The following is a 24,194-nucleotide window of genomic DNA, read 5'->3' as shown; positions in this document are numbered from 1 at the left end:
CGGTGACGACACTTTCCAGACTTCTGCTCAACGCCGCCCTCGGCCTGGCTACCACGCTCTGCGTCCCGACGCAGGCAGTGGCCGAGGCGTGCGGCGCGCCGGCCACTGCCATCCACGCCATTCAGGGCAGCGGCCCTGCTTCGCCCCTGGTCGGGCAAACCGTCACCGTCGAAGGCATCCTCACCCAGGACAGTCGCCACAAAGGTGGTTTTGGTGGTTTCTACCTGCAACAGGCTGATGCTGAAACGGACCAGAACCCGGCCACCTCCGAAGCCCTGTTCATCTACACACGCCAGGCAGCGGGCAAGCTCGGCCAGCGCCTGCGACTGACAGGGACCGTCAAGGAATATCATGGTCTGACGGAACTGGTGGATGTCGGCAAGCTGACCGTCTGCGGCGAGGGCAAAATGCCCAGGCCCATCGAGGTGTCACTGCCCTGGTCACAACCACCGGAAAGTCTTGAGAACATGCGGGTTCGCTTTGCCGCCCCGCTGACGGTTATTGACCACTACAACCTTGCCCTTTACGGCGAGCTTACTCTGGCCGCCGAGGATCAAGTCATCCCGACGGAATACCTGGCACCGGGGCCAGCAGCCGTCACGCAGGCCCGCAACAACCATCAACACCGTGTGTTTCTGGACGATGGCCTGGCCGTGCGCAATCCCGATCCCGTGCCTTGGCCACCGGGCGGGCTTGATGGGCGGAACACGGTACGCGCCGGCGATACCGTCTCGCAACTGCAGGGTGTTCTCGATTTCCGCTTTGGCCAGTGGCGTGTCCAGCCAGACAGGCAACCGGTCTTCAAAGCCAGCAACGAGCGCCCGCAACCACCCGGAAAGCCCGATGACGTCGACCTGCGGATCGTCACCCTGAACCTGGAGAACTACTTCAACGGTAACGGCCAGGGTGCAGGCTTTCCCACTGCCCGGGGGGCAGAGAGCGTGGCAGCCTTCCGGGAACAGAACCAGCGGCTGGTGGCGGCTCTCACCCTGCCAGACCCAGACATACTGGCCGTCACCGAACTTGAAAACGACGGCTATGGCCCAGACAGTGCCGTTGCCGAACTGGCCGCGCGACTTGGCGCCGAGTGGCGTTTTGTGGCGACACCCGGCGATGACGGCTCCGACGCCATTCGCAGCGCCCTGTTATACCGGACAGACCGGGCAACCCCTGTTGGCGATGCCAGCCGGCAGCCGTCAGAGCCCATGGGCAGGCCTCCCCTGGCCCAGATGTTCCAGGCCCGGCATGGCGACCAGGTTGTTCGCATCGTAGTGACGCACCTGAAATCGAAGTCCTGTCGGAACGCCAGCGGCAAAGATTCCGATCAGAAAGACGGCCAGGGCTGTTTCAATTATCGGCGCAGCCAGGCTACCGAAACCATGCTCGACTGGCTTGGCTCACTTCCGGCACCGGACACACTCGCCGGCACCCTGATCACCGGCGACCTCAACAGCTACGCTCAGGAAGACCCGGTGCAGGTGCTTTATCGCCAGGGCTTTACCAGCCTGGTGCACCACTTCCATCCCTGCCAACAGGACCACTGCCCACACCACAGTTACCGATACCGGGGAGAAAAAGGCAGCCTCGACTATGCCCTGGCTTCGGCCAGCCTGCTGCCCCATGTCATCCACGCCCAGGCCTGGAACATCAACGCCGATGAACCCCGGGCCCTGGGCTACGACCAGCCACCTCGGATACCGGTCAGCGGCCCCTGGCGCTCTTCGGATCACAACCCGGTGATCACGGATATCCGGCTGCCATCGCCTTGAACCCGGTTGCCGCACCGACGCCAGATCGGGGCGGGCAGGCAATAGCACCCAACCACAGGGGCGGTAAACTGGAATTCGGATTTACCATCAAGAGGTTGTCGTATCCATGAAAGTCCCGACCCCGAACCTATGGCCGGTCGCCCGCACCGGCCAACGCTGGCTGCTGCGCGCACAACGGCAGGAAGCCATTGTCGACGGCCATCGCATGGTGTTTCTGGAACGTGGCAAACCGGCACCCGGGCGACCAACCCTGGTGTTGATACATGGCTTTGCCGCCATGAAGGAAAACTGGGCCTTCTGGATGCAGAGACTCCCTGCAGACTGGCACCTGCTGGTTCCGGACGTACCCGGACTGGGTGAGAGCCAGTACCATGCTGACGCCTGCTACCGCTATGAAAGCCAGGCCCGACGGCTGAGTGACTGGCTATCCGGCTACGCGACAGACAACCTGCACATTGCCGGCAGCTCCATGGGAGGCGCCATTGCGTCAATTCTGGCCCATAAGCTGGAGCAACCTCCTCGGTCACTGACACTGCTTAACAGTGCCGGTATCCCGGAACATGCGGATGTGGATATTGACGCTCCGTTTGAGTCTGATCGCGATGCCATCCTGATTCCCCAGGACTGGGCCGGGGTCTACCGGATGTTCAACAGTGTGGGCACCGGCAAACCAACGTTACCCGGGCTGGCCATGGCCGGATTACTGGGCCCGGACCTTCTGAACCGCCGACAAGCACTGAGACACATTTTCAACGACATGCTCGCTGACGCCCTTGCCCCGGCCCGATATCTCGGCCCGGGCACACCACCGCTGCAGGTGCAGTGGGGCGAGAAAGACGTTATCACCCCGACCCGTTGCGTAAACTGGTTCAGAACCGCCACACCAGACGCCGATGTGCATGTATTCCGGGGCGTCGGCCACCTGCCCATGCTGGAAAATCCTGGCCGTTCCGCCAAGGTTCTGGAAACCTTCATCCGGCGCCATAGCCATTGAAATGACTGAGCGGAGAGGTGCCGAATTGGCCTCTCTGGCCCATTGACCCGTCAATCAAGTCATGGGGCTGGCCCGGGCAAACGGTCATAATCAGCAATACTGAACACCCTTACATAACAAGAACAGTCGCTGACGAGGAAACCCATGCGCGTCTCAGTTTCTACTGCACAGGATCTGGGCATGCCGGCCATCTACCTGCATACCCTGGCCGAATTGCTGCATACCATTGGAGTGGACGAAAGGGATCTCATTCTTCGGGTCGGTCTTGACCCCACCCGCCTGAACTCAACGGAAGTAAGAGTCAGCCAGGCCCAGGCCAGCGAGTTTGTCACCCGCGCCATTATTGAGAGTGGCGAGCCGGGCCTTGGCATCATGCTCGCCCGGGAGCTCAAGCTCCCCCTGCACGGCGCCCTGGGAACGGCGGTCATGAGCAGCCGAACCCTGGAAGAGGCGCTGGAGCTGATGACCCGCTACCTGACGCTGCGAGCGCCCCACCTGAAAGTTCAGAAACGGGTATCCGGGCAGAACGCCTGGTATAACGTGACCTGCGACATCGAGCTGGGGCCACTGCAGGGTTTTGTGCTGGATGCGGTTCTGTTTGGCTGTGTAACCATGGGCGCTCAGTTGACCGGCACCCTGGTACCCGGCACACGGGTGCTTCGGCGCGGGCCAGAGCCCAACCACTTCCACCGCTTTCGCAATCGTATCGGGGTGCCGGTGGAGTATGGCGCGACCGAGAACGCGCTTATCGTGCCCGTCAGCCAGCTTTGCCTGCCAGTGCGATTCAGCGACGACCAGCTTGCCGCCAGTTCACGGGCGCAGTGCGAGGAAGCCCTGAAGCAGTTAAAGGAGGATGCCGGCTTTGCCTGCCGGGTTCGACGGGTCATCGAGACCAGTCATCCGTTTCCTCCAAAACTGGCGCGGGTAGCCGCTACTCTGTTTGTGTCCGAGCGCACCCTGAAACGCCGCCTCCAGGAAGAAGAGGCCAGCTTCCAGCAACTGGTGGATCAGGTTCGCCTTGAGCGGGCCAAGGAACTTCTGGAAAACACGGGCATGAACCTGAGCCAGATTGCCGATGCCCTTGGCTATGCCGATGCGGCCAACTTTACCCGGGCCTTCAAGCGTTGGACCGGTCTGAGCCCCAGCCATTTCCGCACCCGGGAAACGGCCCTGCGCCGAACGGCCTGAAGCATGACCGGAGAGTGCCTGCGGGGCTCACCCGGGCATTCGGTCAGTCAATGCCCAGGATCTTGTGCATTTGCAGGGTCAGGCGCCATTGCGGATGCGCGAGGCAATACTCGGTGGCCTTTTGGGTGTTGCTGCGTTTGACCGGGTCATCCCCCTGATCCGGTACAGACGGCGAGGCCATTGGTGACAGGAAATAGTGCCTGGCCCGAATTCCCAGAAACCGTTCCGGCTGTGCCAGAGGCTGGGGATACACCAGTTTCAGCTCGTCACATTGGGTAATAACCACCTCGGCGTCGGCTTTTGGGCTGACACACAGCCAGTCAATTCCCTCCGGCGCCGGCAGGGTGCCGTTGGTTTCCACCCCTACCTCGAAACCCGCAGCGTGGAAGGCATCAATCAACGGCTGGTCCAGCTGCAACAGAGGTTCCCCACCGGTGCAGACCACGTAGGGCTGGCCCGGGGCGCCGGGCCAAAGCTTACGAATATGTTCGGCCAGCTCCACGGCAGTCTCGAAACGTCCGCCATTCTGGCCGTCGGTACCGACAAAATCGGTATCGCAGAAGTTACAGACAGCCGCCGCCCGATCCTTCTCCCGTCCGGTCCACAGATTGCATTTGCTGAACCGGCAGAATACCGCTGCCCGGCCAGCCTGGGCGCCTTCCCCCTGCAGGGTGTAAAACGCTTCCTTTACCCGGTACATCAGGCGTGACTCTCATAAGCCAGGGGGTCTTTCAGGCCATGAGCCGCAAACGCCTCGAGGCGCTCAACGCAGGAGCCGCAACGGCCACAAGCCCGCTCCCGGCCGTTGTAGCAGGTCCAGGTCTGGCTGTAGTCCAGGCCCAGCTTCAAACCCTCGCCCAGGATCTCGCCCTTGTCGAGCGCCATAAAAGGTGCCTCTACCGCCACTGGCTGGTAATTCGCCACCCGGCACACCGCATCCATTTTTTCGATAAATTCCGGCCGGCAATCCGGATAGATGGCATGGTCACCGCCATGGGCGCCAAACCAGACGGCTTGTGCACCGGCCGTGACGGCATAGCCGGTGGCCAGCGACAGCAGGATCATGTTGCGGTTGGGTACCACCGTCGACTTCATGCTGTCTTCCTGATAGTGCCCCTCCGGCACGGCAATGTCTGAGGTCAGTGAGGACCCCGCCATCACCTCACTCATGGCGCGGATATCAATCACCTTGTGGGGAATCGCCTCCGCCTGACACACCGCAGCTGCCGCCTCCAACTCCCGTACATGGCGCTGACCGTAATTAAACGACAGTGCATGCACTTTATAGCCACGGGCCCGGGCAAGATGGAGCAGGGTAAAGGAGTCCATGCCCCCGGAATAGATAACGACAACGGTGTCAGTCATGGGGTATTCACCAGGAAAAGAAGGGGATTTGTCATTGGGCTTTTACAAACCATGGCTATATTGTAACAGCGCCAGAGCCGCTTGGGTTCGCGTCATGGGAAGATCAGGGGTAAACTCGATGGAAAACGACAAACAGCCAGCAACGATTCAATGAACTCAGACAGCAGCCCGGCATTCATCGACTTTGAAGCATCCAGTCTCGATCTGATCGCAAGTTATCCGATCGAAGTTGGCGTGTGCATGCCCGATGGCAGCCTGCACAGCTGGCTGATTCAGCCGCACGTACTTTGGCAGGACTGGTCTGAGAGCGCGGAAACCATACACGGCATTTCCCGTGCACGGCTGGAGCAGGAAGGCACACCGGTAGGGGAAGTGGCCCGGGCGCTGAACAGGCTGTTGCCGGAGCAGATCTTCTGCGACGCCTGGACCTTTGACAGCTTCTGGCTGCACCGGCTGTTCCGGGCCGCCGGCGAAACCCCGGAGTTCCAGCTGGAATCGGTGTCCATGCTGCTGAACCCGGCCCAGGTGCGGCAGTGGTCGGGCACCCGCCAACAAGTCATTGCCGACCTGGGACTACCGGTTCACCGGGCCGCCAACGACGCGCTGATCCTGCACAAAACCTGGGAGCGGGTTATTTGCCAGGGCGAAGCCGCAGTGCAATAACTTCCAGGCCGTCACGGACGGTGTGAAGCGTCCAGTAGGTGGCCAGGGCCATCAGGGCCGCGCCCACCACGGTGAACGACAGATTTTCTCCAACTGCCTGCCCCTGAGCCATCATCAGATAAACGGCCACAGCGACAATCAACGCAAGCTCAACCATGAAATCGGAACGGAATTTGTTACGGGCAGATCCGGGTTCGTCGGGCATTTTCTTCGGTTTCAACCTCTGGGTTTCGGATAATTCAATGCATTAAGTTAGTGTACGAATTATCGCAAAAACGACCCCAAGAGGCTGTACGGACTAGTGGCTACGAACTAACCGAAACCACCCTGGCCTGCCAATATCCGGGCAAAAAAAACGCAGCCAATTCGGCTGCGTAGAAAGGAGAGATCCATTCGATACCTGATACGGAGGTACCGCGGATTGCACAACGTAAAAACACGTGACGCTGGGAATTATCCCGATCGACCTTCGCCACGTCTGTACGGGTTTGCCGAATCACCGGGGCTATTGCAAACCGGCCAATTGCCTATACACTGGTAAGTGAACCGAATCCAAAGAGCTGATATGACCAGGATGATTACCAAGACCACCGCTTACTCCGCCACCGGTTGCCGTCACGGGCAGTCTGTGCGCGCCATGGTGAAAGACATCTAACGGCTTTCGGTCAGTCCCGGGAGCCATTGCGGCGACCGGGGCAGCTTCTCTGCCAAACCCCGGTTGCCTCAGGCCCCGGGGTTTTTTGTTTTTGCAGCCGCAAAACGACAAGGAGAACATCATGAGAAGACATCCGACAACCCGTGCAGCCAATCAGCCGATCAGCAATCGTCAGGCTCCGATCAAGCGCCCGGAAAAGCTGCCGCTGCTGGATGCGATTTGCAAGAAACTGAATCAGCGTGTCAACCTGGATGACGAACAGCGGGTGCTGGGCCTGTATGAACGAGGCTGGATTTTCAAAGGGGTTCTTAGCAATCTGGATGGATCCGAAGCGCGTTACGTGCGTGCCCTGGCCACCCGTTATAACTCCTGGATTGCACGCCAGGTTGCCTGAACACTCCGATGCTGTGCTGAACCGGTCAGTGGCGCCGGTTCAGCCCCTGCATCATCGCCATATCGCCGCCATGCACGATGGCGTAGTTATTCACCACATCGTGAATTTTTTCCTGGGAGTAGGGCTTGACCACATAACCATTGGCACCGGCACTGATTGCCCGCTGAATGCTTTCAATGGAGTCATCGGCGGTGACCAGCACGATATGCTGATCCTCCCGAATCTGCTTGAAGCGCGTCATTAGCTCATGACCATCTCCATCCGGCAAACCCAGATCCAGCAGAACAATATGGCACTCGCTGGCATCGAAAGCCGCCCGGGCCGAGGCCGCATCCGGGCATTCAGCCACCTGCGTCGCCCCCGCCTTGTAGAGCATTTCAACCAACCGCTCCCGCATCACGGGCTCATCTTCCACTACCAGTATTCTCAGATCCGTCATCCATTGTCTCCTGTATTATCCGCTCCGATCAGTAGCCATCGTTGCCGGTTCGTCTGGGCAAATCCAGGGGCGCGGGCCGGGGACGACCATCTTTCGACGGCGACGTGGCTTCAGACACCTCCGCCCCTGACGGCCCCTGGTTGGTACGCACCAGAATATTGGCGATGCTCACCGCCGTGGTGTAGAGCGAAATGGCCACAATCAACAAGACCGGCTGCACAAACGCCACAAATCCCGGGACCTGTGCGTTGGCTGTGATACTCAGTATCAGGATAATCGCCGGGCCCAGCACCACGAACAACGTCAAGGCAATAAAGAACACAATACGCTCTTTGTAACGCCCAAGCTCTCGATTGGTCACCAGGCCAAGCACAAATTTGCCAATGGCCAGACCCGCCAGTATCGCCGCCGCGATGCTCAGGTCCGGGCGCATCAGCGTCTGGTAAAGATTGCCATCCCACAACCGCTGCATGGCAATCACCAGAAACGGAAACAGCACGAACAGAACGTCGGCGTAGGTACCATACATCATGCTGAGGGAATACTGTTCCTGTTGCTGTCGGTTTTCAGTCATTGGCCTGTTCCTGTGTTGTTTCCCGCTCATCTGGCGCTCCCTGCAGCGCCCGTTCAATCATCTCGTCCAGAGTTCTGAGCTCCCTGCCGATTCGCGCCCAATCCGGCGGATTTTCCCTCAACCGATTTTCCAGGCTGGTCGCCTGGCGCGTCATCAAGGGGTAGCCCATGGCACCGGCCGTGCCTTTGATCTGGTGGCTTTCCATCTGTAGTGCGCTCGCATCCCTGGCCCGGAATGCCACACGCATGCGTTCACGCCGATCCTCAAGCCCGCCCAGAAACCGGGGCACCAAATGCGCCATATCATCGGAGGTGACCGCTGAGGCCGGTGACGCCACCAGGTACCGTTCGAGAATGGCCTGCAAATGCGACTGGTCGATCGGTTTGTTCAGCACCCCATCACAGCCCGCCGCCAGCAGAGCATCGTTCTCGGTCTGATCCCCGGCCGTGAAGGCAATGATCGGGCGGCGGAACCCGGCCTGGCGCAGCAGGCGGGTGGCGGCTACACCGTCCATTTCCGGCATGTGCCGATCCATGAGGACCAGGTGCACAGTGTCAGCCAGCGCAAGCCGGACGGCCAGATCGCCACTGGCGACCGGAACCGGCTCAACACCAAAGCGCCGCAATATCCGCTCAACCAACAAACGATTGTCGTCGTTATCTTCGGCAACCAGCACCTTACCCGAGTACTGGCGCGTATCGCCCTGATAGTCCTCAGGGCAAACCGTCAGGTACCGGGCCAGCACCTCGTAGAAGCGTTGTTTGTCGATGGGCTTGGCCAGATGCTCGTTACAGCCCGCCAGCCGGTACTCGGCAATGTCTTCCGTCATTACGTTGGCTGTCAGGGCGATGATTGGGGTATTTACCCCGGCTTCTCTCAACGCCTGAGTGGCATCCCGGCCGTTCATCACCGGCATCTGGATGTCCATCAGAATCAGGTCAAAACGCTCCCGGCTAGCCAATTCCAGCGCCTCGGCTCCGTTACTGACGTGCACCAGCTCGGCACCGGTTCTGTCTACCAGCATGGATACCAGGCGTCGATTAACGTCGTTATCTTCAGCACACAGAATCCGGCCTTTGAGCCTGGGGGCCAACACCGTGGCAATACCCCGTCGGCGCTGGTTCAACTCCGAGGCGTCACGCAGAAAATGAACGTCGGCAAGGTCGCCGGTGCGAATGCAGACGTCAAACTCACTGCCCTCACCGTAGGTACTGGATACCCGGATACTGCCGCCAAGCAACTCGGCCAGCCGGCGGGAAATGCTGAGTCCCAACCCCGTCCCGCCGTATTGCCGGGAGATAGCCGTGCTGCCCTGGGCGAAGGGATCAAACAGCCGCTCCAGTTGCTCCGGTTTCATGCCAATGCCGGTGTCCACAACCCGGGCACAGAGGGTTTCGGCCTCTCGGTCACAGCGCAAAATAAGAGAAATTGTGCCTTTTTCGGTGAATTTAAGCGCATTTCCACACAGGTTAATGATGATCTGCCGAAACCGGGTTGGGTCGGTCAGGATCTGCTCGGGCAGGGGAAAGTCGCAGATAATGGTGAATTCCAAGCCCTTTTCCCGGGCCCGGGGTTCGAAAAAGGCGCGAATCTCATCCAGCAAATCCGGCAGCATGACCGGTACCACATCGACATCGAGCTTGTTGGCATCGATCTTCGAGTGGTCAAGGATGTCGTTGACCAACTCCAGCAGATGTCGGCCACTGCGCACGACAGTCTCGGCACTGCTGCGTTTCTCCCGCTCATCAAGGTCTGGGTCCAGCAGGGTTTCGCCATACCCGATAATGGCTGCCAGCGGTGTCCGGATCTCATGGCTCATGTTGGCCAAAAACTGGCTCTTGGCCTGGGCTGAGTGTCGGGCCAGCTCTTTCTCCAGGCGCTCCTGCTCACGCTCCCGCTCGATTCGCTGGCGCTGGTGGCTCTCGGTCGCATCAATGCAGGTACCTTCAAGGTGCATGGGCTCGCCATCCAGATCGTAGGCCGTGTGCAACGAGATGGTGGCCCAGCGTTCAACACCACTGCGGGTGAAATAGCGGGCTTCAATACCCTTGACCATGCCCCGGACTTCCAGTTGCTCTACCACCAGGCGCCGCAGCCGGTCATCAGCAATGCAGGTTTCCAGCACATCCGGGTTGTCCTGCAGTAACTCGCGGCTGCTGCTGTAGCCCAGCAACTCGGCCATCGCCGGATTGGCGGTGACAAAGCGCCGGTCTGGCGACATCTGGAAGACCCCTTCAATGGCGTTATCAAACAGAGACTGGTAGCGCTGGAGATTAGCCAGTGCCCGCTGGTTCCAGGCCAGCGCTTCGCCCTGAACCTGCTTGATACGATCGGCAAGGGCAAAGGAAAACAGAATGATCTGGGCCACCAGGCCGAATTGGGGCGCATAGGTGGTAAAGGTATTCAGCGGCAGATACCCCATGACCGTCAGGGCATAGATCCCAAAACCGATCAGCGCCATGGTCCAGGCAAAGAAGTAGGACCGGGCCGCCGGGTTGTAATAGCGCCATGACAGGTAACTGACCACAATCAGGATCAGGCTCAACAGAATGGACCCCACCACAATCCATTCCATCGCCACCGAGTAGGGCATGAAGAACGACAACACGAAGGTGGCCGTCACCGAATACAGGCACAGGCGGATGACCTGGTCCAGGTCCGGGGAGCGCTGTTGGGTCTCGAGCAGAGAACGGGCCATCAGCAACCCGAAGAACCAGGTCAGGATGATCTGAAAATGCAGGTAGGCCTTGTCCAGAATCGGTGGCCGGTTGTCCAGCAACTGAACCCCGTGCACCTGTTCGGTGCCGATAAACACCGCCGCGCAGACCAGGTACAGCACATAATAGATGTTGCTGCGTTCCCGGACTGACACAGCAACAAACAGGTTATAGGCGAGGATGGCCAGGATGGCCCCCAACAGCACGCCCCTGACCGCTTCATCGATGGAGACTTTCTCAATGTAACTGTCCGGGTGCCAGAGTGTTACTGGCAACCTGAAGGTATTGGTGGTTGTGGTTCGCAGATACACGGTGGTGGTGGCATCGGGCAACAACTGCAGACGGAAGGTCGGGTTGGGCACGGCCAGATCCCGGTCGTCCCAGTTATCGAGGTAGCCCGCACGGCGCTGTTCAACCACACGACCGTCACGCACCAGATACAGCCAGACTTCATCCACCAGTGGCAGCGCCAGTTCCAGTATCCAGTTGCTGGCAACCTGGCTGCCGCGGGTGGTCAAATCAAAACGGGTCCAGTAGGCCGAGTCGGTATAACCGAAATTGAGCACGCCCCCCCGGTGCAGGCTGAACTGCTCGTCCGGCATGGCCAGGATGTCGTCAATGACCAGCTCATGGCCAGCATCTTCCAGATACCAGATACAGCCATCGAGATTACGCACACTGCTGGTCGTACTTTCCAGCACCACCGACCCGGCGGGACAGGCGCTTTTCGCCTGTACCAGAGATGGCAGGGAAACAACAACCAGCATCAACAGGGCGACGAGCACCCGGTTGAGCGTTTCGTAAAACCGTTGCTGCAAAATGTGATCTCCGCGCGGGTAGCTGCGTGCTTTATCGTTTATTGTCAGCACAAGTCACTTTAGCCTTTCACCCGTTTTTTCGCACCCCGGGGCCACCTGAAATGAGACATTCCTGCCTTTTTGTTGCTGTTTCCCTGTCCGTCCTTACCCTGTCGGGGTGCCGGATGGAAAGCACCGGTTCCTCCGCGTTCAACCCGGCAACCAATGTTGAACTGGTGTTCTCAACCTTTGACCTGACCAACACCGAGCAGGCGCCGGATACCCTCAGCTTCACCCGGTTCAGCGATTTCTACCAAAGCATACAACCCACTGGCGACGACGCCGACAACGAGGACCACCTGGCTACGGTGGAAGAAATCCGGCGGCATATCGATATCTTCATCGGTGCACAGCCAGACGACACCGGCCAGGACTATACCCGGGTGCGTAACCCGCTGGACCTGATGAACCAGGTGATCAGCGTGGGCGGTATTACCAACTTTGATGAAGGCCGGCGCTATATCCGGGATCGCATCGCGCTGTCCCAGGCCGGCAACTACAACACCCGCAGTGCCGGCGCCCGTATCCGCTTTACCGACCAGGCGGCGTCCTTCAGTCTCCAGCCCCTGAACGACTACGAATGGAACTACCAGACCCTCGATTGGCGATATCTGCCGGAGGGTCCCGAAGGCAGTGACCTTACCGAAAAGGTCTATCGGACCATTCAGTATGTGGCCCGAAGCGTCAACGATGATGTCAGGGAAGAGCAGCCGGAGCTGCTGAGCGTGCTGGCCGGTTCCCGCTTTGACGCCTTGCAGTTTGTTGCCAGTGGCTACAACCAGCCGGAGTATGCCACCGCCGATTACGTCAGCCGGAATCACGGGGGCATTGAACTACGCCAAACCTTTGTAACCGACGCCCAACTCGACACACTGTTCATCAAGAATACCGAGCAGACGGTCATAGACCTGAGCCGGTACGGTGCGGATAACACGCCGCCAGACTGCCTGCGCGTTGAGATCAACTACGCCATGGATACCGTGCATATCTACACCTCGGATGGCGAGCCTGCCCGTGTACCGGACGACGGGGCGGAAGACGACGATGCAACAAAGCAGAATCCCGATAACTGCGTCTACCAGAGCGAAGATCTCGCCATCGCCACCTGGAACGCAGCGTCGGCCTCAACCCGCAAATAGGCTCACAGGTCCCAGTTCTGCAGAAAGCCTTTCTTCCGGCTGATCATACGCTCGTAGGTGGAGATCATGATGGCCGCATGGGGGGCTTTGGTCAGTCGCAGGGTTTCGATACGGCGTTCCAGACGCTGGACCTCGTCGCATACCTGCTGTTGTACGTGGCTGCGTACGCTGTCGTGCTGGTCCAGCTTGACACGCTGAAGTTCAGGCGGGGGAAGTTCCGGTTTGTCCATGGTGCCTCATCCTTTGAGTCTGGTGAATAATCCATTTCAGAATGCCGATTTTGCAGAACTGTCAGACAAAGTGCAATTAGAATGAACAAGGTTTCACTTTTACTGACTCAGGCAGCCACCAGCCTTCGCTTGTTTTCCGGCAACACCGGGAACTGCCTGCACACAGTATAGACAAATCTGGCCAGGGCCGGTAAATGATGACCCACTATCGGAAACCCGGTGTTGAGCAGGCTCACGGAAATATCCCGGGCCGGGTCCGCCCAACACAATTTGTTGATCAGACCGACATGGCCAAAGGCATAACGGCTCTGCTGTCCCCAGAGCCCTACCGGGTTTCCGCCCAGCATCATGCCGGCGCTGAAGCGCATGGGGATCATCATGGTTCGGTCTATCTGCAATGAACCGAACTGATGGATGGCACGGCGGATGGTTAACTCACTGCAAATTCGCTGACCATTCCAGACCCCGCCATTAAGCATCATCTGGAAGAACCGGCCCATTTCCTCCGCGGTGCCACAGAGATTACCGGCGGGTATGACCGCCTCCTGGAAGCGCGGGTCGTTGGTGACTTTCTCCACCGTGCGAATGTCTCCGCCCAGGGCCCGGCTGACGATCCACGACAGCGGAAACATCGGGGTCGGGCCGGTGGCATAATTGGTGGCCAGTTCGTGCAGCTTCTCCGGAGCGATTCCGTAAGTGAACCACTTCATACCCATGGGTTTGCGCAGGTACCGGTCCAGATAATTTTCGATGGTATCGCCCGTGACCTTCTCCAAGACCCGCTGCAACACAAAGCCACCGGTAATGGCGTGGTAAGCCACCTTCGCGCCGTCCACCTCGACCGGTTTGGCAGCGCACAGCAGGCGCCAGATTTCATCACGCTCCCAGAGCACGTCTATGGGGGTCTCACGGGGAATCGCCGGAATACCGCCCCGGTGCGAGAGGATCTGGTGCACGGTGATGGTGCGCTTTCCGTTCTTGGCAAACTCCGGGCAGTAGTAGGAAACCGGGTCCATCAGATTAACCAGGCCCTGCTCTGCGAGCATGTGCATCAGCAGCGCCGTCACCGCCTTGGATGCGGAGAAATAGCAGATCGGGGTTTCCGTGGTCATCGGCAGCCTGGGCAGGGCAGCCGGATCATGGGGGCCGTTGCCCCGGGTATGGCCCATGGCGCCATGCAGCACCTGCTCGCCCCGGTAGCGCAGCGACAGCTGGATTCCCGGGTGCACACCGGTCCGGTACAAGCCCTCCACACTGCGCCATACGGATTCCACGGCGTCCTGCGGTAAACCAACCCGATCCGGGTGTTCGGTGTCACGATTGCGGAAAGTGACAGAGGTCAGGTCTTCCGGAATATCGCAGGTGTGCAGTGCACGGCGGGCGAGTGAATGCATAACGGACGCCTTTTATCGTTATTGAGAACTGGCCCCTCCCGGGACACTTGCTGGGGCCGAAATTTCAGCCTTTATCAGGTTTCATTATGAACCGGCTCGATCGGCTGCGCCATGGCCACACAGTTGCGACCCTGCATTTTGGCCTGATACATCGCCTTGTCCGCTGCGCTGCAAAGTGTTTCCACTGTGTGACCATGAACAGGATAAACCGCGACACCCACGCTGATGGTTAATGGCACCGAGTGGCCAGACTCCAGCGGTATCGGCGCGTTACCTACCCGCTGGCGCAAACGCTCGGCGGTATCCCGGGCACCCTCCACATCCATTTCGGGCAGCACAATAACGAATTCCTCGCCACCAAACCGGCCGACGGAATCGACACTTCTTACCCGGTCGGTCAGGATCTCGCTCACCGCACAGAGCACGGTATCACCAGCAGCGTGGCCCCAGCTGTCATTGATGTCCTTGAAGTGATCAAAATCAATCCATAGCAGCGCCATCGGACGTTCATAGCGGCGGGCGCGCTCCAACTCTTCCTCCAGGACTCTGGAGAACTCCCGCCGGTTGAGCAGGCCGGTCAAAGGATCTCGGGTGGCCATCTCCTCCAACTCGGTTTCCAGCTGTTTGCGGTCGGAGATATCCAGCACTATCCCCTCCAGGAAAACACTGCCGTCTTCGTGCTCGACACCGCAGCCACGCTCCCAGACCCACACCTTACGGCCGTCTTTGCGGGTAATAGCGTACTCCAGGGAAAAAGACCGGCCTTTGCGCACCGCAATGGCGACCTCTTCGGACACCTGTTCGATTGCATCCGGGTCCATCAGGCTGGCATAGCTGACGAGCTTGTTGTTGATCAGGTCGTCGGGCAGATAACCGGTCAGCTGCTCACAGCCACCAGAAACGAACATCATGGTCCAGCTGTCGTCGTTCCGGCAACGATAGGCCATGCCCGGGAGGTTATCCATCAATACCCGCAGTTGCTGCTCCCTCTGGCGCAGCGCCCGCCGCTGGTCCAGCTGGAGCGACAGCAACAAACGATCCTTGCTGAGCAAGCGCAGCATAACGGTGAATAACACCAGCGCTGTGACCGCGACAAACAAAAACCCTTTCCAGGTTTGCATGGCTGACAGGGACCGGGGGTCTGCAAACCAGATCTCCACCATCCGGTCAGAAAACGTAATCCAGATGATACCTGCCACCAGGTACACCAGGGTGGCCGACAGGGCACGGCGCAAAGGGCTTTGACTGCTACTCCAGCCGGTTTCTTTCCCTCGCTCTGGTTGTTCAGGCTGCATAGTCTTCCTTTTGCCTTGGGGAGCTGTCCTATAGGAAAAGTAGACAGTTTCACACGTTCAGTCGAGGCAAGGTTGCATTTTCCCGGCATTTCCACAAAACTAAACGTGACACATAGTTTTGTTTTGGGCAAAAACAATGATTCAACACCCTCTGCACCATACTCACGCCAGGCTGCTGGTCATTACCAGCCTTGCCTTGATCATTGGCGGTTGTTCACCCTCCGGCCCTTCTGAACAGGCCATCCGGGACTATGCCGAAACAGCCCGCCCTCAAGACCCTGAACTTTCTGGTATCTATCAGCGCTCCTGCATGGCCTGTCACAGTCGGGGTACTTCGGATGCCCCCCTGACCGGTGACAGCGAAGCCTGGAACAGGCGCCTGGAGGGAGGCATGCAGCGGCTGGTGGACAACGTGGTGTCGGGCATGGGTGGTATGCCGCCCTACGGCTTGTGCATGGACTGCGACACCGCAGAATTTCAGGCGCTCATCGAATTCATGGCGCGGCCGGCAGAAACCTGAGGTAGATTCATATGGAACGACGGCATTTTCTGCAATTGCTGGTCAGTACCGCCATCGTCGGGCACACCCTGTCGCTGCAGGCAGCACAGCAAGCGCCGGCACAGGCACAAAGCAACGCCGGGGGCAGCAAGTCCCCTTTGCCTTGGCGTAACTGGTCTGGCTCCCAGCAGTCGGTCCCTGCCATGCGTGTTGCCCCCCGGAGCGTCACCGAGCTGCAGGAACTCCTTGCCGCCCCAAACCATCGACACCTGCCCGTTCGCCCCGTTGGCTCTGGCCATTCATTCTCCGCCCTGGTACCCACCGACGGCATTCTGGTATCCATGGCTCGCCTGAGCGGCGTTCTGGGGCATGATGACAGCCGGTGCCAGGCCAAGGTGGCCGCCGGCACCCTGCTCGGGCAACTGGGCCAACCCCTGGAAGCGATTGACCAGGCCCTGTTCAACATGCCCGATATAGACCAGCAATCCCTGGCGGGCCTTCTGGCCACTGCAACCCATGGCACTGGCAGCAAGCTGATGTGCTTGTCTGGCTACGTATCGGCGCTGACACTGGTCACCGCCAATGGCGAGCGTATCGAGTGCAGCCAGACCCAGCATCCGGACCTGTTCCAGGCAGCCAGGGTGGGGCTGGGCTGCCTGGGCATTGTGACTGACGTCACCCTGCAAAATACCCGCCCATATCGGCTCCGGAAAACCACCGAATGGCTGCCCATCGAGGACATTCTGGCAACGGCGGACACCCTGGCAGACCAGCATCGCAATTTTGAGTTCTATTACATTCCGTTCTCCGGCATGGGTTTCACCAGCACCCACGACCTGACGGACGACCCCCTCTCGGCAACCCCGGCACTGGACCAGAACGACGGCGCGCGGGATTTGCAGAAAGCCCGCGACTACCTGGCCTGGTCCCCCAGGCTGCGGCGCTTGATTCTCGGGGGTTATATGCGCACCCTGGCCCGGGAGCAGAAGGTGGCGCCGTCCTGGCAGAACTACACCAGTGACCGCAATGTGCGCTTCAATGAGATGGAGTACCACCTGCCCAGAGAAAACTGGCAAAAGGCCTTCCGGGAGGTGGTGGATCTGGTTGAAAACCGTTTCCCGGAGGTGTTCTTTCCCTTCGAGGTGCGCTTTGTGCAAGCCGATGATGCCTGGCTCAGCCCATTCTATCGGCGGGATTCAGTATCCATCGCCGTCCACCGGTTTTTCGAGGATGACTACCAGCCGCTCTTTGCCGCAGTGGAGCCGATATTCCGCCGGTATGGTGGCAGGCCTCACTGGGGCAAGCTGAACACGCTTACCGCCGCTGAATTCCAGGCGCTGTACCCGAAATGGCAGGCGTTCTGTGAAGTAAGGAAAAGTCTCGACCCGAACGGCCGTTTCCTGAACCCTTACCTGGCCGGCCTTTTCAGCGACAATACCTCCCACGGATAACCCACCATGGCTCACAGCGAAGCGTTCCGTCAGCAAAGGCGCAAACTCATTCTGGCCGGGGTGGCGGCCGGCGGCCTGGGTACAGCCGCATGGCTCCGGCCCCCGGCTATTCGCGATGGCCACTCAGACTACTTCCGCGCCCTGTCCCGGGCGCTGGATGCCAGCGGGCTGGCCACACCCACTCTGGTGATTGACCAGCAACGCCTGGACCACAACATTCAGGTGTTGCTACAACACCTTGGCCACGACTTCGACTACCGGATTGTGGTGAAATCCCTGCCTTCGGTGCCCTTACTGGAGCACGTGATGGCCAAGGCCGGCACCCGGCGGCTGATGCTGTTTCACCAGCCTTTCCTCAACCAGATTGCCAGCTCCATCCCTGACGCCGACATTCTGCTGGGCAAACCGTTGCCGGTCGCGGCGGCTGCCCGTTTCTATGATCGGCACCAGGCTGACCAGAACGACTTCCAGCCCCGACAGCAACTGCAATGGCTGATCGACTCTCCACGCCGGTTGGCGCAATACGGGCAACTGGCCCGGCAACGGAACGAGCCTATGCGGGTGAACCTGGAACTGGATATCGGCCTGCACCGGGGCGGGTTCAACGATGATCAGCTGCTATCCCGGGCGCTGTTGGACATAGAGCAATCCCGCTGGCTGAGCTTCAGCGGTTTTATGGGTTATGAACCCCATATCGTGAAAGCACCGGGGCCAACCGACTGGTTGTGGCAAAAGGCCATGGCCCGTTACAACCGGTATGTTTCACTGGCCCGGAACACCCTGGGGCGTGATCTGGCAGGGCTCACCTTCAACACCGGAGGCTCCACCACGTACCAGTTATATAAGGGCCGGGCCAACACCATTACCGCCAACGAACTGGCGGCCGGCTCCGGCCTGGTGATGCCCACGGATTTCGACCTGGCCACCCTGGCGGGCCACCAGCCTGCGGCTTTCATTGCCACTCCGGTGCTGAAACTGCAGGAAGCCAACCGGATTCCCGGCACACCGGGCATTGGCCGACTGCAGCGATTGTGGAACCCCAACCGGGCCAGGGCGGTCTTCATTTACGGGGGCAACTGGAAGGCTCGGCCGGTGTCACCGGCGGGGCTGACAACCAACCCGGTGTTCGGACGGTCCAGTAATCAGGAGATGCTTAACCTGGCCGCCGGGGTGCCACTGCAGGAAGACGACTGGGTATTCCTGAGGCCGCATCAGAGCGAGTCTGTGTTTTTGCAGTTCGGCGATCTCGCCGTTTTCGATGCCAGACTGGGGGAAATTTCCCGTTACTGGCCGGTGGTGCCAGAGGGATGACGTCGCCGGCAGTGCATGCTTTAATTCCGTCCACCATCGATCAATACGGGACCCTGCATGACCCCTGGAATTCTTGCGGCCAAGAAGGCCAAAGTGAACTACACCATACATGAGTACGACCACGATCCGGCGGCCGAGAGTTACGGTGGTGAAGCAGCGGCGAAAATGGGTGTGGCGCCGGAGCAAGTATTCAAGACGCTTGTGGTGAGCCTGGATGACAAGGAACTGGCGGTCGGCATTGTACCGGTCACCGCCATGCTGGGCCTCAAGCAGATCGCAAGGGCCGCCGGGGCAAAGAAAGCCACGATGGCGGACAAACAGCTGGTCCAGAAAACCACCGGTTATGTGCTGGGTGGTGTCAGCCCTCTGGGCCAGAAAAAACGGCTCCGAACGTTTATCGACAGCACCGCCCACCACTTCCCGACGGTGTTCGTCAGCGCCGGCAAACGTGGACTCGAGATTGAGCTGACGCCGGACGATCTGGCACGCCTGACCAATGGCCTGTTAGTGCCTCTGCAGCAGGATTGACGGCAGGAGCAAGCACAAAAAAACCGGGCGACCATGGGCAACCCGGTTTTTGTCAATCACGGCCGGAGCAGGCTCCGGCCGGCTGAACCGCTGGCCTTACTTCACGGAGTCCCGTGCATCGGCCAGGATCTTGTTGAAGGTCGCGCTTGGCTGCATCACCTCACACACCTTCTCCATGGGCGGGTGGTAGTAACCACCGATATCGGCCGGGTGACCCTGCACCACGGTCATTTCCTCCAGGATCTTGTCCTTGTTCTCTTCCAGCTGTTTCGACAACTTGGCAAAGAACTCTTTCAGCTCCTTGTCATCATCCTGCTTTGACAGCTCTTCCGCCCAGTAACGAGCCAGGTGGAAGTGGGAACCCCGGTTGTCCAGCTCACCGGTCACCCGGGACGGAGACTGGTTGTTCTCCAGCAGGCGCTCGGTGGCCTTATCCAGGGTCTGGCCCAGCAGACGGGCACGCTGGTTGTTCTGTTTCTCACCCAGCTCATCCAGAGACACCGCCGTGGCCAGGAATTCACCCAGGGAATCCCAACGCAGGTGGTTTTCCTGGATCAGCTGCTGTACGTGCTTGGGCGCAGAACCGCCGGCGCCGGTTTCGTATAGGCCACCGCCGTTCAGCAACGGTACGATGGACAGCATCTTGGCACTAGTGCCCAGTTCCAGAATCGGGAACAGGTCGGTCAGGTAGTCCCGCAGCACGTTTCCGGTTACCGAGATGGTGTCCAGACCACGAATCAGACGTTCCATGGTCCAGCGGATGGCGCGAACCGGAGACTTGATGTGGATTTCCAGACCGTCGGTGTCCAGCTCGGCCAGGTACTTTTCAACCTTCTTGATCAGCTGAGCATCGTGGGCGCGCTCATCGTCCAGCCAGAACACCGCCGGCGTGCCGCTGGAGCGGGCCCGGTTAACCGCCAGCTTGACCCAGTCACGGATCGGCAGGTCTTTGGTCTGGCAGGCGCGCCAGATGTCGCCTTCTTCAACCTTGTGCTCGGTCAGTACGGTGCCGTCTTCGGCCACCACACGCACAATGCCGTCTTCCTTCATTTCGAAGGTCTTATCGTGGGAGCCATACTCTTCGGCTTTCTGCGCCATCAGGCCCACATTCGGTACGGTACCCATGGTGGTGGGGTCAAACGCGCCGTGGGTTTTACAGAAGTTGATCACTTCCTGGTAGATGGTGGCGTAGGTGGACTCCGGCATAACCGCCTTGGTGTCCTTGAGCTTGCCGTCACGGGCCCACATCTTGCCGGAGTTGCGGATCATCGCCGGCATGGAGGCATCGACAATCACGTCGCTCGGTACGTGCAGGTTGGTGATGCCTTTAACGGAATCCACCATGGCAATTTCCGGGCGGTGCTCATAGCACGCGTGCAGGTCTTCCTGAATCTGCTCCTGCTTGGACTCCGGCAGCTGCTTGATCTTCTCAATGACGGAAGACAGGCCGTTGTTCGGGTTAACACCGATTTCCTTGAACAGGTCGCCGTATTTGTCGAACAGCTCCTTGTAGAAAACCTTCACCGCGTGACCGAACACGATCGGGTGGGAGATTTTCATCATGGTGGCTTTAACGTGCAGGGAGAACATCACGCCGGTTTTCTCGCAGTCGGCAATGGCGTCTTCGAAAAACTTCACCAGAGCCTTCTTGCTCATGAACATGCCGTCCAGCACTTCGCCTTCCTTCAGCGGCAGGTCGGACTTCAGTACCGTCTGTTTGCCCTGCTTGTTCTCAAACACGATGCGGGCGTTGGTGGCCTTGTCCAGGGTTACCGATTGCTCACTGGAGTAGAAGTCACCACCGCGCATGTGCGCAACGTGCGTACGGGACGCCGGGCTCCACTCCCCCATGCTGTGGGGGAACTTGCGGGCAAAGGCTTTTACCGCAGCCGGCGCACGGCGATCGGAGTTACCTTCACGCAGTACCGGGTTAACAGCACTGCCCAGTACTTTGGAGTAACGGGCGTGGATTTCTTTCTCTTCGTCGGTTTCCGGGTGTTCTTTATATTCCGGAACCTTGTAGCCCTGTTCGTTCAGCTCTTTGATGGCGGCACGGAGCTGGGGAATGGACGCGGAGATGTTCGGAAGCTTGATGATGTTGGCGTCCGGATCCTTGGTGTACTCACCCAATTCAGCCAGGGCATCCGGAACGCGCTGGTTTTCTTCGAGGTAGTCCGGGAAGCCTGCCAGAATACGCGCCGCGAGAGAGATGTCGCTGGTTTCAAAGTCGATGCCGGCCGGCTTGGCGAAGGTTTCCAGGATGGGAAGCAGTGACCGGGTGGCGAGGGCGGGGGCCTCATCGGTCAGTGTGTAGACAATCTTGGCTTTGGATGTTGTCATTTTCGTCCTCAGGCAAATGGGTGGGTTCAGGACGGTCATGGCACGGTCAGGCGTCTTGTGAACGGCTGGTTATGCCGATGACTGATTCGGAACTTTTGATAGACCTACTAAGATAGCATTTTTTACCAAACTTTGGTTACGATCTTAGTATAAGAACGGACTAAAAATGCCTGATCTTCGGTTACAGGACGATGAAATGGCGGGAATTTACGAAACTTTCTAACATTTATCAGGTGTGGTGTCAGCGTGCCAGGGGGAGAGTTTTCCAAAACACGCTGTGAATACTTCCCTGTAAGCTCTGCTCCGCCATCCATGGCTCCGCAAGGTTTTGGAAAACCCTCCCCCTGTCACTCTCAAACGCTGTACGGGTAGTCCGATGACATCGTCTCAGGGTTCGCAGACACGGGCTGTTTTGTCAACAAAACAGCCCGTATTGGTGCATCTCTCGCTCACATTTATCCTGATTCAGTCGGGTAATAACCCCACCTCCACCAACCGCTCACGTATCCGGTCCAAGGCTTCCGGATTGCCAAGGGCATCCCGGTTGTCCGCTTTACTTGAGCCATTGACCAGCCGGGCCACCGCGAGTTCAACCTTTTTGCCACTGCGGGTGTAGGGAATGTCGGGCACTTCCACGATGTGTTTGGGTACGTGCCGGGGGCTGGTGCCTTCGCGGATTCGGGCTTTCAGGGTTTTGATCAGGTCGTCGGTGACAGTCTGGCCGGCGACGTTGATGACGGGGGGCCATACCTAGTTGGAATGTTACCCAGATTTATTGACAGGCTCTGATACTTTGATCCCTACTCACGAAAACAGACTCTTCCCTTTTCGTGGTACCACCTCTTGATCTCATTAACGATGCCTTGGGGAGAATCCTCGCGGTCAGTCTCTGGATAGAAAATCAGATCGCTTTTTGCAGGGTGCTCAACCAGCTCATTGAATTGGTCAACAAACTGACTTTCCTCATCTTCAGTAATATCCTCATTCCAAAACCAGTTTAGAGCGGCAATGAACTCTTCTTCGGTATAGTCACTCAATCGTTTTTTTTGCAGTTTCATTATGTCCTCCGGTGGACCTGAATATGCCTGAAGGGGGTTACCACTCTCAAATTTTCAACGTCGTATACGGCGCCCCCGTTTCCTATTTCTTCTACATGGTGAATTTCAAACCGGTTCCTTTTTCCGGCTTGATCATTAAGCCTTGTAAAAGGAGCTCTGCCGGCCCTGATGGTTTTTTGATTTCGAGAACTGAACTGCCCCATGAGTTCCGTATCCTTTGCCACCTCAAGCCAAAAGGCCTCACGGAACCGGTCAAAATTGGCAAATTCACGCCCCCTGAGCCGATCCGCAATCTGCGCAGGTATCGGCGCTCCAAGATCTCTTGAGGCATTCTCTAACCAGATTCCGGTAATTTCTTCTCCGCCTCCAGTGACCACCCCTCGTTCATCGCGAGCAGTCTTCCGGAAAACCAAATACAACGGCTCAATCCCGCTGTCCGCCGGAAAGCTCACGATCAGCTCAACCTGATCCTCAAAGGGCTGCTGGTAGCCGGGTGGCGAATGTTCCTGGCCATCCTCCTGGATGGGTGTCACCAGAATGCTGTAGGGATCAATACCGGAATCCGCCGGGTATTCGGTGCTCACTACCGGGCGGTGGCCGCTGTCATCCGGGTACCACACGAGGGTGAAGTCGTCATCAACCACCACTTCAAAATTCTCGCCCTTGAGCTCTGCGTGAGCAACCGGAACCCGGTCTTTGTATCCGGTGCTGTCGTTGACGTGATAGCCGGCCACCCGGAGGTTTCCGGTGGCATCCACGTGCAGATGAAAACGCACCCGAATGGCCGCCTCAGCCATCTCAAGCAGTTCTTCCTCGGTGTACAGGGTGCTGTCGCCCAATTTGGATGGCCAGAGTGCCAACAGCACTGCACTGCCGGCGGTGCTGAGTACTCCGGCACCAATGCGCGCGGCCATGGCCCAGCCTTTTGCCAGTCTCATTGCCGAACCAGAGATCAGGCCCAGCGGCCGCAAGCCGTTTGCCCCAGGGCTGGTGACCGTGGCGGGGGCAAGCATCGCAAGGGTGCCGAAATTGCTGGCCTTTTCCTCGCCCTCATTACTGTCGGTATCCCCGGAGGGCCGGGTGCAAGACTTGGCGAATACCTTGGGCCCCAGGGGCGGAAGCCCAAAGTTTTCCGAGATCACCACCGGCGGGGGTAGAGGCTCAGGTGGTGGCTCAATCACCGGGGGTTCCGGCGTGTAGTCGAGCTTGGGCGGTGGTGGCAGGCTATCGGAATGAGCGTAGGCGGTGCCTCTGGAAGGAAACGCTTGCCGGTCACCGAAGCGTTTTTCGAAGGCCGTGACGGCATTCTCTGCAATGGCTGCAGAGGTGCTTTC

At 58.9% G+C, this 24,194-nt stretch carries 22 protein-coding genes and 1 pseudogene; 10 read left to right on the top strand and 13 right to left on the bottom strand.

What is annotated here, in order from left to right:
* Window positions 1-2: 2 nt before the first annotated feature.
* From C7H10_RS06235 to C7H10_RS06225, 3 genes are all read left to right on the top strand, one after another.
* On the top strand, window positions 3-1,769 hold the full coding sequence (locus tag C7H10_RS06235; RefSeq protein ID WP_244178198.1) for an ExeM/NucH family extracellular endonuclease: 1,767 nt from the start codon (window positions 3-5) through the stop codon (window positions 1,767-1,769).
* Between the two features lie 106 nt (window positions 1,770-1,875).
* Window positions 1,876-2,763, top strand: coding sequence for an alpha/beta fold hydrolase (locus tag C7H10_RS06230; RefSeq protein WP_106694182.1), 888 nt, complete (start codon window positions 1,876-1,878; stop codon window positions 2,761-2,763).
* Window positions 2,764-2,907: 144 nt separating this feature from the next.
* Window positions 2,908-3,951, top strand: a complete 1,044-nt coding sequence (locus C7H10_RS06225) for an AraC family transcriptional regulator (protein WP_061331343.1) — start codon at window positions 2,908-2,910, stop codon at window positions 3,949-3,951.
* A gap of 43 nt (window positions 3,952-3,994) precedes the next feature.
* Here the strand turns inward: C7H10_RS06225 and queE are convergent, their stop codons facing one another.
* Window positions 3,995-4,651, bottom strand: coding sequence for a 7-carboxy-7-deazaguanine synthase (gene queE / locus C7H10_RS06220; RefSeq protein ID WP_106694181.1), 657 nt, complete (start codon window positions 4,649-4,651; stop codon window positions 3,995-3,997).
* Window positions 4,651-5,316 (bottom strand): 7-cyano-7-deazaguanine synthase QueC, encoded by a 666-nt coding sequence (gene queC / locus C7H10_RS06215; RefSeq protein ID WP_106694180.1) that lies wholly within the window; start codon window positions 5,314-5,316, stop codon window positions 4,651-4,653. Before queC ends, queE begins: the two co-directional genes overlap by 1 nt.
* Before the next feature lie 150 nt (window positions 5,317-5,466).
* On the opposite strand from queC, the gene C7H10_RS06210 reads away from it, so the two are divergent.
* Window positions 5,467-5,979, top strand: a complete 513-nt coding sequence (locus C7H10_RS06210) for a 3'-5' exonuclease (RefSeq protein ID WP_106694179.1) — start codon at window positions 5,467-5,469, stop codon at window positions 5,977-5,979.
* Here C7H10_RS06210 and C7H10_RS06205 read toward each other — a convergent pair.
* The gene (locus tag C7H10_RS06205; RefSeq protein ID WP_058092893.1) at window positions 5,948-6,184 is read right to left on the bottom strand and encodes a hypothetical protein; all 237 of its coding nucleotides are present in this window, start codon (window positions 6,182-6,184) and stop codon (window positions 5,948-5,950) included. The genes C7H10_RS06210 and C7H10_RS06205 overlap by 32 nt on opposite strands.
* 571 nt (window positions 6,185-6,755) lie before the next feature.
* Between C7H10_RS06205 and C7H10_RS06200 the strand changes: the two genes are divergently transcribed.
* The gene (locus C7H10_RS06200; protein WP_058092894.1) at window positions 6,756-7,028 is read left to right on the top strand and encodes a hypothetical protein; all 273 of its coding nucleotides are present in this window, start codon (window positions 6,756-6,758) and stop codon (window positions 7,026-7,028) included.
* Between the two features lie 25 nt (window positions 7,029-7,053).
* Here C7H10_RS06200 and C7H10_RS06195 read toward each other — a convergent pair whose 3' ends face one another.
* The 3 genes from C7H10_RS06195 to C7H10_RS06185 are packed head-to-tail and all read right to left on the bottom strand — an operon-like array spanning window position 7,054 to window position 11,525.
* Window positions 7,054-7,467: a response regulator gene (locus C7H10_RS06195; RefSeq protein WP_106694178.1), complete on the bottom strand. Its 414-nt coding sequence runs from the start codon at window positions 7,465-7,467 to the stop codon at window positions 7,054-7,056.
* A 28-nt stretch (window positions 7,468-7,495) separates the two neighbouring features.
* A complete protein-coding gene (locus C7H10_RS06190) occupies window positions 7,496-8,041 on the bottom strand; it encodes a hypothetical protein (protein WP_106694177.1) in 546 nt (181 codons plus the stop codon).
* Window positions 8,034-11,525, bottom strand: a complete 3,492-nt coding sequence (locus C7H10_RS06185; RefSeq protein WP_106694500.1) for a 7TM diverse intracellular signaling domain-containing protein — start codon at window positions 11,523-11,525, stop codon at window positions 8,034-8,036. Before C7H10_RS06185 ends, C7H10_RS06190 begins: the two co-directional genes overlap by 8 nt.
* A 215-nt stretch (window positions 11,526-11,740) precedes the next feature.
* Between C7H10_RS06185 and C7H10_RS06180 the strand changes: the two genes are divergently transcribed.
* Complete coding sequence (locus tag C7H10_RS06180) at window positions 11,741-12,754, top strand: hypothetical protein (RefSeq protein WP_244178197.1); 1,014 nt, start codon at window positions 11,741-11,743, stop codon at window positions 12,752-12,754.
* A 2-nt stretch (window positions 12,755-12,756) separates the two neighbouring features.
* On the opposite strand, the gene C7H10_RS06175 is transcribed toward C7H10_RS06180, so the two are convergent.
* The 3 genes from C7H10_RS06175 to C7H10_RS06165 form a co-directional block, all read right to left on the bottom strand.
* Window positions 12,757-12,984, bottom strand: coding sequence for a hypothetical protein (locus C7H10_RS06175; RefSeq protein WP_058092899.1), 228 nt, complete (start codon window positions 12,982-12,984; stop codon window positions 12,757-12,759).
* 107 nt (window positions 12,985-13,091) lie between these two features.
* The gene (locus C7H10_RS06170) at window positions 13,092-14,378 is read right to left on the bottom strand and encodes a serine hydrolase domain-containing protein (protein WP_106694175.1); all 1,287 of its coding nucleotides are present in this window, start codon (window positions 14,376-14,378) and stop codon (window positions 13,092-13,094) included.
* A 74-nt stretch (window positions 14,379-14,452) separates the two neighbouring features.
* A complete protein-coding gene (locus C7H10_RS06165) occupies window positions 14,453-15,673 on the bottom strand; it encodes a sensor domain-containing diguanylate cyclase (protein ID WP_106694174.1) in 1,221 nt (406 codons plus the stop codon).
* 136 nt (window positions 15,674-15,809) lie between these two features.
* Here C7H10_RS06165 and C7H10_RS06160 point away from each other — a divergent pair, with 136 nt between their 5' ends.
* Genes C7H10_RS06160 through ybaK form a run of 4 tightly spaced genes read left to right on the top strand, consistent with a single transcriptional unit; the run spans window position 15,810 to window position 19,462 of the window.
* On the top strand, window positions 15,810-16,193 hold the full coding sequence (locus tag C7H10_RS06160; protein WP_106694173.1) for a c-type cytochrome: 384 nt from the start codon (window positions 15,810-15,812) through the stop codon (window positions 16,191-16,193).
* Between the two features lie 11 nt (window positions 16,194-16,204).
* Window positions 16,205-17,623, top strand: a complete 1,419-nt coding sequence (locus C7H10_RS06155; protein WP_106694172.1) for a D-arabinono-1,4-lactone oxidase — start codon at window positions 16,205-16,207, stop codon at window positions 17,621-17,623.
* Window positions 17,624-17,629: 6 nt separating this feature from the next.
* Window positions 17,630-18,934 carry a DSD1 family PLP-dependent enzyme gene (locus C7H10_RS06150; protein ID WP_106694171.1) on the top strand — a complete coding sequence of 435 codons (1,305 nt, stop codon included), beginning with the start codon at window positions 17,630-17,632 and terminating at the stop codon, window positions 18,932-18,934.
* Window positions 18,935-18,991: 57 nt separating this feature from the next.
* Window positions 18,992-19,462 (top strand): Cys-tRNA(Pro) deacylase, encoded by a 471-nt coding sequence (gene ybaK, locus C7H10_RS06145; protein WP_106694170.1) that lies wholly within the window; start codon window positions 18,992-18,994, stop codon window positions 19,460-19,462.
* Between the two features lie 96 nt (window positions 19,463-19,558).
* On the opposite strand, the gene C7H10_RS06140 is transcribed toward ybaK, so the two are convergent.
* From C7H10_RS06140 to C7H10_RS06125, 4 genes and pseudogenes are all read right to left on the bottom strand, one after another.
* Entirely contained in the window at window positions 19,559-21,802 is a 2,244-nt protein-coding gene (locus C7H10_RS06140) for an NADP-dependent isocitrate dehydrogenase (protein WP_106694169.1), read from the bottom strand.
* Between the two features lie 465 nt (window positions 21,803-22,267).
* A pseudogene (locus C7H10_RS06135) lies at window positions 22,268-22,525 on the bottom strand (acetoacetate--CoA ligase); the annotation flags it as partial.
* Window positions 22,526-22,602: 77 nt separating this feature from the next.
* Complete coding sequence (locus C7H10_RS06130; protein WP_106694168.1) at window positions 22,603-22,860, bottom strand: bacteriocin immunity protein; 258 nt, start codon at window positions 22,858-22,860, stop codon at window positions 22,603-22,605.
* The coding region (locus C7H10_RS06125; RefSeq protein ID WP_106694167.1) for an S-type pyocin domain-containing protein at window positions 22,860-24,194 on the bottom strand (1,335 nt) is incomplete at its 5' end. The genes C7H10_RS06125 and C7H10_RS06130, both read right to left, overlap by 1 nt.

The sequence above is a fragment of the Marinobacter shengliensis genome (assembly GCF_003007715.1).
In the GTDB taxonomy this organism is placed as follows: domain Bacteria; phylum Pseudomonadota; class Gammaproteobacteria; order Pseudomonadales; family Oleiphilaceae; genus Marinobacter; species Marinobacter shengliensis.
This window is presented reverse-complemented; position numbering and strand designations above follow the sequence as displayed.